We start from the raw sequence: 13,711 nt of genomic DNA, 5'->3' as shown, positions 1-13,711 counted from the left end.
TTGTGTTCGATATTTGCCGAAGTGACGTATATTTAGGAACAGTTATTTAGTCGTTCAGAGTTAGAGGCCATAAAGATTATGTTGTTGCAGAAATGCCACCACGCCTGGGGTTGTGAGTGCAGCAACCGACTCTCCTTCAGCAATAGCGCGACGTATATCAGTACTGCGCACCGCCACTTTTTCCGGACAGGCAAGTACAGACCAGTTACTCAGTATCTCTTGTGCGCGATAGAACTTTGAAAAGTTCAGCAAATTATCCGGCCCCAATACAAAAGTAATTTCCGCATCAGGATGGCGCTTTTGCAGCTCTGACAGAACCGCAAAGGTGGTAACGCTCTCTCCCGGCTTATGTAGCTGTTGCTCAACCTTTGATAGGGTGACATTGTCCATTTTCAGATCAGAGATAAACAGCTCAACCATCTCACAACGGGTAGTAAACTCCAGCATCTCTTTGCCCCATGCGTGGGAGATACTAGGAAGCAGAAGTACCAAATCAAAATGGCTCAGGCTCTCAATCACGCTCTTATGCCCCAGACTTGGCGGGTTAAATGCGCTGCCAAATACGGCTATTTTGCCCGGTTTTGCTTCGCTTTTATTCATTCGGATTATATTCGCTATTTTCTACTCAGATGAATGGGGTATGATAATACCAATTGCAACATTTTAGTATCAGGAAAAGGAATCCAAATGGAACAGATGATTCGCGAAGAGATGCGAGTTCTACCATCCATAGACCCTCAGTTTGAAATAGAGCGCCGGGTAAACTTCATTAAACAGAAAATGACTGAGTCAGGTTGCCGTAATGTGGTTCTGGGTATCAGCGGCGGTGTTGACTCAACCACATGTGGTCGTCTTGCACAACTTGCCGTAGATAGCCTGAACAAAGAAGCAAAGTCAGACGAGTACCAGTTTATCGCTGTCCGCCTGCCTTATGGCGAGCAGAAAGATGAAGACGAAGCCCAGCTTGCGCTGCAATTTATCCAACCAAGCCACTCGGTTTCAGTGAATATCAAATCTGGTGTTGACGGTCTGCACGCCGCTACAGGTGAAGCACTGACCGGAACAGGACTACTGCCTGAAGACAGTGCAAAGCAAGACTTTGTAAAAGGTAACGTAAAAGCGCGTGCCCGCATGGTGGCACAGTATGAAATCGCTGGTTATGTCGGTGGTATGGTATTGGGTACGGATCATTCTGCTGAAAACATCACTGGCTTCTACACCAAGTTTGGTGATGGTGCTTGCGACTTAGCTCCGCTGTTTGGCCTGAGCAAACGTCAGGTAAGAGCTCTGGCGAAAGAGCTGGGCGCTCCTTCCCTTCTGGTTGAGAAAACACCGACCGCCGATCTTGAAGAACTGGCTCCGCAAAAAGCCGATGAAGATGCCCTGAATCTGACTTATGAGCAGATAGATGACTTCCTTGAAAACAAACCGGTATCCAAAGAAGTGAGCGATAAGATTGTCGCTATCTACAAAGCGACTCAGCATAAGCGTCAGCCTATCCCGACGATTTATGACTAACTGTTATCTGGACCGCTCCAAATAGCAAAATACCGGCTTAACTGCCGGTATTTTTTGCGCTGCCTTCAACTCCTTCCGGCAAAATTAGCAAACTATTTGATATTCCGCCCTTGTCATTGATAACCTTCACCAATGGTATAAAAGCAGTAAAATCCATTATGTCTTCTTCGCCGAACAGCTTACACACTCTAAAACAATTGGTTCCGGGAACCCGGGTTGAACATATGTTGTCGGGTCAACAGTTTGTTGTCACTGCCAATAACGGCAATCGTGTTACCGCGGTAGCCAGTGTTTCTCTGGTTACGGTCAATGATCACGCCCATAAAGAGTGGGTCTGCTCCACCAGCAATAAACCCCTCAACAAGCTTAAGGTTGGAGACATCATCACGAAAGGATATCCATACGTGATAACCAGTGTGTCAGATTATCTTCTGCATGCCACACGCAGTATTGAGATCACCAACCCTATGGAGTTTTATCTGCTCAGCTAGCCGCTTTCCTACTCATCAGAGACAACCAGATCCGACTTAGGAACACTACAACAAGCTAAAATCTCACCCTGCTCTCTCTCAGCATCATTAATGGCCGGAACATCGGCATGTTCAACATCACCAGATTCCAGAGTGACACGGCAGGCACCACAAAGTCCGGCACGACAACTATTTGAGATAGCAAAACCGGCCTTCTCAACCTGCTGAAGCAGTGAGCTCTGGTTGTCACCCTCAATCGTTTCACCATTAAACTGAATGGACACTTTTTGCAAAGGGGCACTGTCTTGCTGCTCCAGACCAAAACTCTCCTGATGATAGCTGGACTCAGGTAAACCAAGCCTGACCAGCAGGCTCTTGGCTTTTTGCATAAAGCCAGTTGGTCCGCAGACAAACACCTGACGCTGATCCAGATCGGGAATATGCTTCAGGTGCGACAAGGTCAGCCTGCCTTTAACCCCCTGCCACTCATCGTGTGCCTGACTAAGGGAGATAATGATCTTCAGCCCGGAAAACTCTTCATGCAGTGCATCTAACTCCTGCTTAAAGGGAATATCATCCAGCGTGCTGCACTGATGGTAGAACACCACATCGTCAAGCTGTTTATGATCCGCCAGATAACGCAGCATTGAAATCATTGGCGTTACCCCACTGCCGGCAGACAGCAGCAACAGAGGTTGCGTCACGCTGCTTGTCAGGTGGAAGCTTCCCTGCGGGGTATCTGCCTGAAGAACATCACCCACTTTGACATTCTCAATTAACCAGTTTGATACCTGACCGGAATCGACTCGTTTAACAGAGATAGCGTAACGCCCCATACGACTTGGGCTGGATGAGAGTGTGTAGTAACGGCAAAGCTTTTTACCTTCGCATTCCACTTCGATTGGCAAGTATTGACCCGGCAGATACTCCGGCAACACACCGTGGGTTGGTTCAAACCAGAAGGTAACGAAATCTTTGGCCACTTCTTCTTTTTCTACGCAAGTGAGTTTCAGGCTCTCGCTGCTGTTATCTGCATAGAACTCTTTCTCTTTGTACTCCAGCACTTCAACCTGATCACCGACAGTGATACAACCTTCGTTCAGGGCAATCAGGTTCTGCCCAAAGAAGACACCGCCCTTTTCGTTGGCCCTGAACTGGGAAAGGGTTTTTAGCGGCTCTTTAGCCGGGCTAAACTGACCGGTTTTATGATCTACGGTAGTCAATATACAGCGTTCACACGGCTTTCTGATCTCAAACTCTACTTCACCGATACGAATCCGTTTCCAGCTATCTTCAATAAAAGCTTCATCACCCGTTACCACCAGATTGGTGCGGAACTGTTCCATATACTGAGTTTCAGACGCCCTGCGGTTTAGCTCTGCCAGTGACGCTTCGCTAATCACCAGTAACGGATAACCATCAGCAAATGAGACATTGTGGCCGATCTTTGGCCTGATACGGTTTGACTGCTCACCCGTATAAAGAAGCCTGACGGGTTCCTCCAGAAGAGCACTCAGCCACTGATCCGCTTCATCCGTTGTGGTATAAGCGGTAAAAGTATCGCCCCACACCTGCGTCTGCTGTTGCTGCATTTCAAATTCGTTAATAGAGAGTTTCAGCTCGTCTTTGTCGGGATAGCTAAGCACCAGACCATTACCTAGCAAGCTTGTTCTTAGTTTTACCAGTTGCGGATAAGCCCTCGCCGTAACCATGCTGCCATCAGGCTTAGCGATCATAAAACGGCGGTCAAACACCAGCCCCTGCTTTTCCACCCAACTACTGGAAAGGGAGATTCCCTTAGTCGACTTAATAGGGAAAATATTGATTTGTGAAACGGCCGATTCGGCTTTGACTGACATAACTTACTTTTCCTTTGTGCTCTGATTACGCATAAAACGCAAACGTTTACTTTTTTTACTTGTTTTTGCTGTTTTGTAATGAAACTTTTGATCTTTTCCTCTATCATCCAGTCGCCTGAGCACCTGAAAAAGTGATTCAGGCTCCAGTGTCGCAAATATAAGGGAGCAGCAATGACAAAACTTACCATTACTCGTCCGGATGACTGGCATGTCCACCTCAGAGACGGCTCAGTACTTAAAGATACCGTTCGTGATATCAGCCGCTATAACGGCAGAGCCATTATCATGCCCAACACTGTCCCCCCTACTACCGACACCGAAATGGCTAAGGCTTATTACGAAAGGATTATGAGCCACAATAACAGCGAACACTTTGAACCGCTGATGACACTCTATCTGACTGATAATACTACACCTGAAGAGATCGTTAAGGCAAAACAAAGCGGAAAAGTAGTTGCCGCTAAACTCTATCCTGCCGGAGCGACAACTAACTCTGATTCTGGTGTAACAGATATTGAGAAAATGTCAGCGGTATTTAAAGCTATGCAGGAAGTTGGCATGCTGTTGCTGATCCATGGTGAGGTTACCACTCATGAAGTGGATATTTTTGACCGTGAGAAGAAGTTCCTGGATGAGGTTCTGTCACCAATCGTGGATGGTTACCCTGAACTGAAAATCGTGGTTGAACATATTACCACTTCCCACGCAGTAGACTTTGTTAAGCAGGGCGGTGATAACGTAGCGGCCACCATTACTGCCCATCACCTGATGTATAACCGCAACCATATGCTGGTTGGTGGTATTAAGCCTCACTTCTACTGTCTGCCTATTCTTAAACGTGGCAGCCATCAGCAAGCGCTTATCAGTGCCGCCACCAGCGGCTCAAAGAAGTTCTTTGCCGGAACTGACTCAGCACCACACGCCAAAGGCAATAAAGAGAACGCCTGCGGATGCGCCGGCCTTTACACTGCCTTCGCTTCATTAGAGCTGTATGCGGAAGTATTTGAACAGGAAGGTAAGCTTGAGCAACTGGAAGCATTCACCAGCTTTAACGGCGCTGACTTCTACGGCCTGCCACGCAACAGCGATACAGTCACACTGGAAAAAGCCAGTTGGACAGTAGCCGAATCTATGCCATTTGGTGAAGATATCGTAGTACCGGTAAAAGCCGGTGAAGAGATTAGCTGGAAAGTTGTTTAACCTGCCTTGGATCCAAGTTAAAAACTAATCCCTGTCAGCCTGTTCTTATAATACTCGGGAGTTTCTCCCGAGTATTTTTTAAACATAGAGATAAACGGGCTGGCTTGCTGATAGCCCAGTGTTAACGCCACCTCTTTTACTGACATGCCGCTTTTCAGCAGTGTCATTGAGTGCAGATACCTCACCCTGATACGCCATTCGGTAAAGCTCATTCCCAGCTCCTGTTGACAGTACCTCGCCAGTGTTCTTTCTGTGGTATGCACTTCAACCGCCCACTGTTTCAGGGAGCGGTTATCAGTCGGGTTATCTTCCAATGCGGCAAGGATAGGTTGTAACGCTTTATGAGGGCTGGAAGGCAGAAAGTGCTGCTGCTCTTCACTGATAGCAAGCTGGTCCAGCAATACATTGGCCAGCCTTTGATCAGGAATAGATTCTGCCACCCGGATCTCCCTTCTGCGGAAGTCCTCGATAATAGCCAGAACAATAGGAGAAACCGTTAACAGGCAGGTATGAGCAGGCATGGTATTTAACCTCGAAGGCTCAATATTTAATGAACAATACTGAAGGGGGCGCCTGTTATAGCTGCGGTGCTCTACCCCGGCCGGAATCCAGATTGCCAGATGAGGAGGGGCGATAAAACGAGTCTTCTCCGCGCTGAGTTCCAATGTACCACCTGTTACCAGCTGCAATTGCCCCCACTCATGAGAGTGTAATCGGGTTTCGGTATTCTCCCGAAAATCATCAAAGTTCAGAAAAATCTCTGAAGGTGCGGCATCTATGGCCAGCGACGGGTGTAGATAAGTGGATTTGCTCATTTCAGTGGTTTCGGCTCTGTATTTCAGCTATGTCTTTTCAGAAGAATATATCTTAATTCAGAAATCCGACACTGTCGCGATCCATCTATAAAAGAAGCAAGTAATCAGAAAAATGGTCAATCTGTTCAGGCTCAGACTACTGAAAAGTAAAAAAATCGAGTATTTTTAATAAAGGCTGAAATTAAATTCTGTTTGTCAGGTTCTTATCTGATACGAATCTTAAAACACGGACAAATACTATGGCAGATCCAATTAAAATTACACTGTATCGTTGGGGCGGAAGCTGGGGACCATTTAGCGTAAAGATCCCTTGTGGAGAGTGTACCCTGACCAAAGATATTCTTGCAGACACGTTCGAGAACGAACTTAAAGATGTCCCTGTTGAACTGGAAGTAAAAGATTGGTTATCACACTGGTGGGAACCACTAAAACTTGGTGCATGGCACGCGCCTATTCTGGTTGTGGAAGGTAAAGTGGTCAGTCAGGGTGAAGCGCTAAACCGTGGCGTACTGGTTCAGTCTGTCATTAAAGAGTGGACAAAACGCGATGATTTGAAAGGCAATATTGTATTTGGTAAAGCGACCTGCCCATACTGCGTTAAAGCGAAAGAGATGCTTGATAAGTCCGGTATCCCGTACGAGTACTACGATGTTGTTAAAGACAGCGCTGCCCTTTACCGTATGATCCCGGAAGTAAAAGCCATCATTGGTGAGAAAACACCGGTGACGGTTCCGCAAATCTGGATGAATGACAGCTATATCGGTGGTGCTGATAATTTAGAAAAATGGCTGAAAGAGAACAATCTGGAAACTGTGCCGGATAATGTGGTCGAAATTGAAAAAGAGACAGCAGCAAGCTAACCAGATAACCCGATAAACAAAGCTCCGTCATTGCGGAGCTTTTTTGTTTAAGAAATTCATTAAGTCTCACAAAATCTTACAGTTATCTTGTCTCCCTTCGGGTAAAACCCTATCGACTTACCTATAATCAGGTTTCACTGTTAAACGGAATAAAGCAATGAAACAGACGGTATCCTTAGTACTCGGGAGTGGCGGCGCACGCGGTCTGGCACATATTGGTGTTATCCGCTGGCTGGAAGAGAACAACTATCAAATTGAATCCATTTCCGGATGTTCGGCCGGCGCTCTGGTTGGCGGCATTTATGCGGCCGGCAAACTGGACGAGTTTGTCGACTGGGTATCGGCCATTGATAAAGTCTCTATGGCCAAGCTGCTGGATATCTCATGGCAGTCGAGCGGTCTGTTTAAGGGCGATAAGATCATCAGCAATCTGGTGGAGCTGATTGGCGATACGCAAATCGAGCAACTGGATATTACCTTTACCGCTGTAGCCGCCAATATCACCGAAGAGAAAGAGGTGTGGCTTAACTCCGGCAGTCTGTTTGATGCCATCAGGGCTTCTATTTCCCTTCCGCTGTTTTTTACCCCGGTTGAAATTGATGGCGAGCTGCTTATTGATGGCGGCGTATTAAATCCGGTTCCTATTGCCCCGACCTTCAGCGATAAAACTGACCTCACCCTTGCGGTAAACCTTGGTGGTGACTTAATGGCTAAGGTTGAGAAACCAACCATAGTCCCTCATAAAATAAACCCTTCATTCCAGAATAGAATTACCCGCTATATTGATAAAGTGCAGGACTCCATTATTGATTCCGTCAATATCAACTTTGATGCCTTTGAAATTGCCAATCAGGCCTTTGATGCTATGCAGGGCACCATTGCCAGACAGAAGCTGGCCGCCTATCCGCCGGATATGAGCATTGATATCCCGCAAAACCTATGCGGAACTTTCGATTTTGATCAGGCAGAAGAAGTGATTCAGTTTGGCTATCTGGCTGCGCAGAAAGCCTTTAGGCATCGGAAGAACTAACTACCTGAGCTTCCGGATTATAAGTCTTCATACGCAGGATAACCCAGGTTTCGATAAGCAGAATCAGTGACAGCATGGTTCTGGCGTGAACACTATCCAGTACAAAGATAATGGTCAGCCCGATAGAGAGCCAGCTAAAGAACAGAATACGTTTCTTCTCAGCACTGGTCAGGCCGAGGCTGGCCTTTATCCGCACTACTGTATCGCCCAGATAGCGGTTGTTTTCCAGCCAGATTTGAAAACGGGGAGAGGATTTACCGAAGCAGTACATAGCTAACAGAATAAAAGGTACTGTGGGTAACAGAGGCAAAAACACGCCTAAAAACCCCAGCGCCGTTGCTATCCATCCCAGTGAAAATAAAAACCACTTTTTCACACACACCACCATTAGCCGATAAAGAATTCACATCAATAAGAATACTTCGCATTTGCACTATTCCGCAAGTTAATGTTTGTAATCTCTACCGGCAAAAATCCCGACTTAATTCATCTAACTGATAAAGCAACCATGTTGCCGCCAATAGATCGGCACTACCGCCGGGGCTTAGATGTCTGTTTATCAGCTTCTGATCGAACGCTTCTATCGACTTGTTAAGCTCATCAGTACCAGAGTAGTTACGCTTAAGGTATTTCGCTGATTGCTGCTTAACATAAGCCAAGCCTTCAAGACCTCCCCTATGAATTAGATTGGTGTCGCAGTTCTCTGCCATCAACTTTAGCAGAGTGTAAGAGAGCGCCAGATGCTCATCATTATGTTTCGCCATAGCCTGACGATAAAAAGGCAGTGAGCATTTAAAAATAACAGGATAACCCTGAGACGCTTCACCACGAATACCCGTTATGTCATGCTCGGCAAAAATTCGCTCTCCTGCACTAACGGGACTGTCCTCGTTATTTTTCCCGTTATTTTTCTTCCGGACAAGCTCATCCCTGACCAGATGCCTGCACATATCCACGATAACCGGGCGTATATCTGCGGAGCTAAAAGCCTGTTTATTACCTTGTAGCCAGCCGGCCGCGCCACAGATTAAGCCCATAGTAAAAATCATCCCTTTATGGGTGTTTACCCCTTGGGTTGCCTTAAGCATGGCCTGTTCTGCCTGCAAACCTGTTTTACGTAACTGAGGCAGTAAATTTTCTGCGGTGATATGAGCTGACTGATATCCAACACACACAAACTCAAGCATATAAGGCTTTAACGCCTCACTACTTGCTACAAAGGTTGAGATATCCATATCGGTATGAGCGCCCTGCGAAACTGAATCAACCAAACCTGCTTTCGGTGTTAGTCTGGCTTCTTTTAGCATGGCGTTATAGGCAAATGTTCCAACCGCTTCCCGATAGGTTTGAGCTGCTTTTTTATATTGCACTTGCCACCACCTGCTGCATCTTACCCAGAAGCTCCTCAACGGAATGAGCCCGGCTTCTGCCACACACTTTGGCATCCTGCCGGCATATCAGACAGGAGCGGACAGGAAGTTCAAGGCTGGATCGTGAAAGTGCTTCTCCTTTCTCATTAAGCACATCAATATCCGCCAGCCGGCCGAGTTTATGCCGTTCTTCAATCTCTACCATCAGCCGCTTGATCTGGCGTGCGGTTTTACCACTCAGGCAAAGCAACATCTCATAGCCGCTGTTCTGCTCAATACACTGGTAGCGTTCTATCGTGATATTCTCCCGCCAACAGTAGTTAAGAATCGCGCCTTTTATCTGCTCAAAGATGATGCAGGCCAGTTGATTACGCTTTACCGGCCCGACCATATTGACAGTAAAACTCACCAGCGGCAGACCATACTTGTCTGCCCACTGCTTCTGAGTTTCGGCTCTTAACTCCCGGCTATCCAGCAGTTCCGCCAGCGAGACTTGCGGCCCCTTATGCACCCGTTACTCCTTTATCTGACGGATAACATCGATTACCGAACCGTCGCGATAACGAATATAAGCCACGGCATTGTCCAGATATTGAATCGGCTGCGGGCGGCCTGTCAGCATCTCTGCTCTCTGCTGCAAATCTTCTATGCTCATAGTCTGAATACCTGACTGCTCCAGTTTTTCTCTGATATCTGCTCTTTCAGGATTTACCGCAATACCGTGGTCGGTTACCAGCACATCAATCTGTGAACCTACGGTCACCACATTAAGCACTGATTCAACCACGGTCGGGATTCGGCCCCGCACCAGAGGCGCAACCACAATGGTCATCTTAGCCGACGCTGCCGTGTCACTATGGCCGCCCGATGCACCACGAATAACACCGTCCGACCCTGTGATCACATTGACGTTAAAGCGGGTATCAATTTCCAGCGCACTAAGGATAACCACATCCAGCCGTTCTACTACCGCACCTTTGGAGGATGGGTTGGCGTATTGGTTGGCGGAGATTTCAATATGATTCGTGTTTCGAGCTAAGGAGTCGGCGGCATTAGCATCAAAGGACTGCACATCAAACAGGGTTTTAATCAGCCCTTTTTCATGCAGATCCACCATGGTTGAGGTAATTCCCCCCAAGCCAAAACTGGCGGTTATATCATTGCGAACCATTTTCTCTTCCAGAAAACGGGTTACTGCCAGTGACGCTCCGCCGGAGCCTGTCTGCAGAGTAAAGCCATCGTAGAAATAACCGGAGTGCTCAATAACATCTGCCGCTTTACGGGCGATCAGTAACTCTCGCGGATTGGTTGTCATACGGGTGGCATCGCCACCGATTTTAGATGGGTCACCAACTTCATCCACCACCACCACGGCATCAACCTGATCCTGCTCCAGAGAGGCAGGCATATTTGGGAACTCAACCAACTCATCAGCTAACACAATAACGTAACCGGCATGTTGCGCATCGATTTTCGCGTAACCAAGGGAACCACAGCGCGCTTTGCCGTTTATAGCGTTCGCGTTACCAAACTCATCTGCCGTTGAGACACCGAGAATAGCAACATCAATGTTCAGCTCACCGCTGTCTAACAGGTGAACCCTGCCGCCATGGGAGTGGATATGTACCGGCTCTTCTAACAAGCCGCGCGAGATCTCTTCTGCCAGTTCACCACGCAGACCTGAGGTATAAAGCTTACTAACAACTCCATTACGGATATGCCCCACCATAGGTGCATGCACATCAGTAAGAGAGCTTGGTGCCAGCGTCAGGTTCTTAAAGCCCATTTTGGCAATCACATCCATCGCCATATTGATGATTCGGTCACCACCGCGGAATGAGTGATGGAACGAGACGGTCTGGCCATCTTTTAGTCCGGAGCTTTTTATCGCTTCTTCAAGGGTTTTATACAGCTTTCTCGAAGCGACACTGCTTTTATCAACGCACTGTGGCGTTAACTGGTGCGCTGTCTTGTACGGAGTCAGGCCGATGTCAGTTTTACCGCATGCCTCAATATCACGCTCTATTGCATTTAAAATTGTCATAATCTGTCCGCCTGTTACTGTCTGATGCCTGATTCTGCACGCTTAAGAGTCCAACGCGCTCTCTCTATAACAGGAGCGTCTACCATCTTGCCATTCAGCGATGCGACTCCCATACCTTGCGCTTCTGCCTCTTCCGCCGCTTCGATCACCGCAAATGCGTGATCCACCTCTTTCTGGCTTGGTGCAAACAGATTATGGATAAGCTCGATTTGTCGCGGGTTAATCAGAGACTTGCCGTCAAAGCCCAGCGATTTAATATGGGAAGCTTCGTTAAGAAAACCCTGCTCATTATTGGCATCAGAATAGACGGTATCAAAAGCCATAATGCCTGCTGCCCGTGCTGCCTGAAGAATAGAACAGCGGGCAAACAGCAATTCAGTCCCCTCAGCACTGCGTTGGGTTTTCAGATCCCTGACGTAGTCTTCCGCACCAAGGGCAATTCCGATAAGGCGCTTTGAGGCTTTTGCAATGGCGACTGCGTTATTAATTCCTTCCGCTGACTCAATGGCCGCCAGCATAGCTGTGCTTCCGACAGGACGGCCGAACTCGCGCTCTGCGCTCTCAATCGCCTGCTCCATACCTTCGACATCCTTAGGCGTATCGGTTTTCGCTAACCGAACCACATTGACTCCCGCTTTTACGATGGCTTTCACGTCATCACGGCCATATTGGGAATCAAGGGCATTTACCCGCACTATGGTTTCAATATCCGCATACAGAGGATGCTGCAGGGCATTAAATACCAGCATTCTTGCAGTATCTTTTTCTCTGATAGAGACAGAGTCTTCAAGGTCAAACATGATGGCATCAGGGCGATAGATAAAGCTGTTACTCAACATGGCCGCATTCGATCCCGGCACAAATAACATGCTTCTGCGTAACTTGCTCATGACAGGCCTCCCCACTCAATCTCCTGAGTTTCCGATGCGCGGATAACGGCCGCCTGCACACGGGCTCGGATAATGCAGTCAAGGGCACCTTTATCGTTCACCGAGACAAAACCCGATTTAACACCCATCTGCGACAAGGTTTCCCTCACTACCTTCTCTATTGCCACGCCAAACTGTTTCTCTACTGAGCTGGTGACTTCGATATCAAGTTCGTCTGTTTCTGACGGAGATATCTCCACCAACAGATCACTCGACTCCAGAGTCCCAGCGTATGACCGCCGACTGATAAGCATGCTCGCTCCTTATGGATAATCTGATAAATATAAAACTAATTAACTTGGAGATTACTCCTAGAAAAAGGGCTTCTCAGTGAAGTTGAACCACAAAACTGAAAAATTTATTTGATTTTTTTATTAGGCGTTTTTAAGGAGATAAAAAGTAAGAAATAACAAAGCATTGGAGAAATATTAGCTATCACTCCAGAAGGGTATTGGTAGGTTTTAAGCGGCCTGAACCGGATTAAATTGAATCAAACTGCCGCACTAAGCATAGGCATTGCTGCCATAGCGATTTCCGGCTTGGCTGTGTAGTCTCTCTTTCTGTGTTGATAGATGGAATCTTCAGTGTTGAATAGAGTTTTCAGATATTGATAACTGCTATCCGGCACCAGTTTCTTTATCTCATCCCACTCATTGTTAAATAGTAAATGACGTACCAGTGAAGCGGAAATTGGCTGCTCCTCTATCTCCGCTCTGGGAATCTCAATCAGGGTAATAGGATCAGAATCCAGTGACTGGGTCGTAAGCCATGTCTGCATCTGCTGATTATAAAATCGGGTAACAGTACAGATGGGCTCAGTACCGACAAAGCGGTGTGTGATGCCCAGTGCAGGACCGATATAGCTTCTGAATAGTTGCAAGTCCACTGCGGTATGGCAGTAGTTCACCACACCGTCGTCTTTAAGAAAATAACTGGGGAAAGTCGCCCGGGAGATAATATAGTCTGAACCGTCATGAACGATCACGTTGCCAAGGTCTTCGACTCCGGCACGGATCATATTGATACGGTCCTGATAGGTAAAAAACGAGCTATCCTCTTTCACTACAAACAGATGTAGCCAGTCACATTGGCCTGCCGCATGCTCAACCAGATAGCGGTGCCCTTTGGTAAAAGGGTTGGCATTCATTACGATGCTGCCGACCTTGTCGCCGGCACGCTTTAGTGTGCGGAGTTTACTACAGTACTTTTTCAGCCGGCTGCGGCTGTTTTCCAGTAGTATCACCCTGTCTTTTACTGAGGTTATTAAGTGGAATCCAGCCTGATGAAACATGCGGTAGTTTTCCGGCTTGGTATAGATAAACAGGTTATAGCGGCCAAGATCATAGGCATGAGTGACCAGTTCGGTCAGCAGACGGGTAGAGACGCCTTCGCCCTGATATTGCGGCGAAACAGCGATAGATTTAAGAGTGTTACCAGCCAGGCCACCACAGGCCACAACGGCTTCATCCTCAATAGCACAGACAAAATACTCCACATCAGCATCGATACCCAGCCCCATACTGTTTAAAAAGGAGTTAACCATCGCCAGCTTTCTGCCCGCTCTGGTTTTTGTTTTGTCAAAATAGATGGCCATTGATACCTGTAAATCCCGCTTT

General features: G+C 47.3%; 15 protein-coding genes. 5 read left to right on the top strand and 10 right to left on the bottom strand.

Features of this window, described 5'->3' with window-relative positions; translation table 11 throughout:
• Positions 1-60: 60 nt before the first annotated feature.
• Positions 61-600 carry a nicotinate-nicotinamide nucleotide adenylyltransferase gene (locus tag PK654_RS18395; protein WP_271700526.1) on the bottom strand — a complete coding sequence of 180 codons (540 nt, stop codon included), beginning with the start codon at positions 598-600 and terminating at the stop codon, positions 61-63.
• An 87-nt stretch (positions 601-687) separates the two neighbouring features.
• On the opposite strand from PK654_RS18395, the gene nadE reads away from it, so the two are divergent.
• Together nadE and PK654_RS18385 are read left to right on the top strand one after the other, a co-directional pair.
• Positions 688-1,518: an ammonia-dependent NAD(+) synthetase gene (gene nadE / locus PK654_RS18390; RefSeq protein WP_271700525.1), complete on the top strand. Its 831-nt coding sequence runs from the start codon at positions 688-690 to the stop codon at positions 1,516-1,518.
• Between the two features lie 158 nt (positions 1,519-1,676).
• The gene (locus PK654_RS18385; protein WP_271700524.1) at positions 1,677-2,009 is read left to right on the top strand and encodes a hypothetical protein; all 333 of its coding nucleotides are present in this window, start codon (positions 1,677-1,679) and stop codon (positions 2,007-2,009) included.
• Positions 2,010-2,017: 8 nt separating this feature from the next.
• Here PK654_RS18385 and PK654_RS18380 read toward each other — a convergent pair whose 3' ends face one another.
• Positions 2,018-3,847 carry a hybrid-cluster NAD(P)-dependent oxidoreductase gene (locus PK654_RS18380; RefSeq protein WP_271700523.1) on the bottom strand — a complete coding sequence of 610 codons (1,830 nt, stop codon included), beginning with the start codon at positions 3,845-3,847 and terminating at the stop codon, positions 2,018-2,020.
• 171 nt (positions 3,848-4,018) lie between these two features.
• On the opposite strand from PK654_RS18380, the gene pyrC reads away from it, so the two are divergent.
• Positions 4,019-5,047 (top strand): dihydroorotase, encoded by a 1,029-nt coding sequence (gene pyrC / locus PK654_RS18375; RefSeq protein ID WP_271700522.1) that lies wholly within the window; start codon positions 4,019-4,021, stop codon positions 5,045-5,047.
• 17 nt (positions 5,048-5,064) lie between these two features.
• Here the strand turns inward: pyrC and PK654_RS18370 are convergent, their stop codons facing one another.
• Positions 5,065-5,862 (bottom strand): AraC family transcriptional regulator, encoded by a 798-nt coding sequence (locus PK654_RS18370; protein ID WP_271700521.1) that lies wholly within the window; start codon positions 5,860-5,862, stop codon positions 5,065-5,067.
• A 239-nt stretch (positions 5,863-6,101) separates the two neighbouring features.
• On the opposite strand from PK654_RS18370, the gene PK654_RS18365 reads away from it, so the two are divergent.
• Both PK654_RS18365 and PK654_RS18360 read left to right on the top strand, forming a co-directional pair.
• Positions 6,102-6,722 (top strand): glutaredoxin, encoded by a 621-nt coding sequence (locus PK654_RS18365; RefSeq protein WP_271700520.1) that lies wholly within the window; start codon positions 6,102-6,104, stop codon positions 6,720-6,722.
• Positions 6,723-6,879: 157 nt separating this feature from the next.
• The gene (locus tag PK654_RS18360) at positions 6,880-7,752 is read left to right on the top strand and encodes a patatin-like phospholipase family protein (protein WP_271700519.1); all 873 of its coding nucleotides are present in this window, start codon (positions 6,880-6,882) and stop codon (positions 7,750-7,752) included.
• Here the strand turns inward: PK654_RS18360 and PK654_RS18355 are convergent.
• From PK654_RS18355 to citC, 7 genes are all read right to left on the bottom strand, one after another.
• Entirely contained in the window at positions 7,733-8,128 is a 396-nt protein-coding gene (locus PK654_RS18355; RefSeq protein ID WP_271700518.1) for a YbaN family protein, read from the bottom strand. The two genes, PK654_RS18360 and PK654_RS18355, sit on opposite strands and share 20 nt — an antisense overlap.
• Positions 8,129-8,213: 85 nt before the next feature.
• Entirely contained in the window at positions 8,214-9,122 is a 909-nt protein-coding gene (citG, locus tag PK654_RS18350; RefSeq protein ID WP_271700517.1) for a triphosphoribosyl-dephospho-CoA synthase CitG, read from the bottom strand.
• Positions 9,112-9,633, bottom strand: coding sequence for a citrate lyase holo-[acyl-carrier protein] synthase (citX, locus tag PK654_RS18345; RefSeq protein ID WP_271700516.1), 522 nt, complete (start codon positions 9,631-9,633; stop codon positions 9,112-9,114). The genes citG and citX overlap by 11 nt, the downstream gene beginning before the upstream one ends.
• Positions 9,634-9,636: 3 nt before the next feature.
• Entirely contained in the window at positions 9,637-11,106 is a 1,470-nt protein-coding gene (gene citF / locus PK654_RS18340; protein ID WP_271700719.1) for a citrate lyase subunit alpha, read from the bottom strand.
• 74 nt (positions 11,107-11,180) lie between these two features.
• Positions 11,181-12,056: a citrate (pro-3S)-lyase subunit beta gene (gene citE / locus PK654_RS18335; RefSeq protein ID WP_271700515.1), complete on the bottom strand. Its 876-nt coding sequence runs from the start codon at positions 12,054-12,056 to the stop codon at positions 11,181-11,183.
• On the bottom strand, positions 12,053-12,349 hold the full coding sequence (citD, locus tag PK654_RS18330) for a citrate lyase acyl carrier protein (protein ID WP_271700514.1): 297 nt from the start codon (positions 12,347-12,349) through the stop codon (positions 12,053-12,055). Before citD ends, citE begins: the two co-directional genes overlap by 4 nt.
• A 236-nt stretch (positions 12,350-12,585) precedes the next feature.
• Positions 12,586-13,689 (bottom strand): [citrate (pro-3S)-lyase] ligase, encoded by a 1,104-nt coding sequence (citC, locus tag PK654_RS18325; RefSeq protein ID WP_271700513.1) that lies wholly within the window; start codon positions 13,687-13,689, stop codon positions 12,586-12,588.
• Positions 13,690-13,711: the final 22 nt, after the last annotated feature.

This window comes from Vibrio sp. SCSIO 43137, assembly GCF_028201475.1.
In the GTDB taxonomy this organism is placed as follows: domain Bacteria; phylum Pseudomonadota; class Gammaproteobacteria; order Enterobacterales; family Vibrionaceae; genus Vibrio.
Note: the sequence above shows the minus strand (reverse complement) of the source record. Positions and strands in the feature narration are given on the sequence as shown.

Coding starts and splice junctions, on each gene's coding strand:
- PK654_RS18395 (WP_271700526.1), bottom strand. CDS start 600: ATGAATAAAAGCGAAGCAAAACCGGGCAAAATAGCCGTATTTGGCAGC.
- nadE (WP_271700525.1), top strand. CDS start 688: ATGGAACAGATGATTCGCGAAGAGATGCGAGTTCTACCATCCATAGAC.
- PK654_RS18385 (WP_271700524.1), top strand. CDS start 1,677: ATGTCTTCTTCGCCGAACAGCTTACACACTCTAAAACAATTGGTTCCG.
- PK654_RS18380 (WP_271700523.1), bottom strand. CDS start 3,847: ATGTCAGTCAAAGCCGAATCGGCCGTTTCACAAATCAATATTTTCCCT.
- pyrC (WP_271700522.1), top strand. CDS start 4,019: ATGACAAAACTTACCATTACTCGTCCGGATGACTGGCATGTCCACCTC.
- PK654_RS18370 (WP_271700521.1), bottom strand. CDS start 5,862: ATGAGCAAATCCACTTATCTACACCCGTCGCTGGCCATAGATGCCGCA.
- PK654_RS18365 (WP_271700520.1), top strand. CDS start 6,102: ATGGCAGATCCAATTAAAATTACACTGTATCGTTGGGGCGGAAGCTGG.
- PK654_RS18360 (WP_271700519.1), top strand. CDS start 6,880: ATGAAACAGACGGTATCCTTAGTACTCGGGAGTGGCGGCGCACGCGGT.
- citE (WP_271700515.1), bottom strand. CDS start 12,056: ATGAGCAAGTTACGCAGAAGCATGTTATTTGTGCCGGGATCGAATGCG.
- citD (WP_271700514.1), bottom strand. CDS start 12,349: ATGCTTATCAGTCGGCGGTCATACGCTGGGACTCTGGAGTCGAGTGAT.
- citC (WP_271700513.1), bottom strand. CDS start 13,689: ATGGCCATCTATTTTGACAAAACAAAAACCAGAGCGGGCAGAAAGCTG.